This is a genomic window from Streptomyces fildesensis (assembly GCF_016107395.1).
Classification (GTDB): domain Bacteria; phylum Actinomycetota; class Actinomycetes; order Streptomycetales; family Streptomycetaceae; genus Actinacidiphila; species Actinacidiphila fildesensis.
The window spans coordinates 1-223 of record NZ_JAAIKO010000413.1 but is presented as its reverse complement, the minus strand read 5'-3'; the positions used below and the strand labels follow the sequence as shown (position 1 = coordinate 223).

Here is a 223-nt window from a genome sequence, read left to right as displayed (position 1 = left end):
CTCACCCTTAACTTCCACGGCTTTAAATTCCCATCTTCCTTGGCCTTCTTAGGCTTTTCTTCCACTTTGACTTCTTCCTCTGCTTCTAAAACCCCGGATTTGTCATTCGATTTTCCACCAGTCTCTGATTGGGCAACAGATGATTTTTCAATTGGCAATTTACTCGACTTGCGGAGAAACGTCGAGGAAGAGTTGAAAGAGATGCGGTGAAGCCTGGCAGAAC

General features: G+C 45.3%; 1 protein-coding gene. It reads left to right on the top strand.

Annotated elements, in window-relative coordinates; genetic code table 11:
• The coding region (locus tag C6N31_RS45015; protein ID WP_232486402.1) for a hypothetical protein at positions 1–210 on the top strand (210 nt) is incomplete at its 5' end.
• Positions 211–223: the final 13 nt, after the last annotated feature.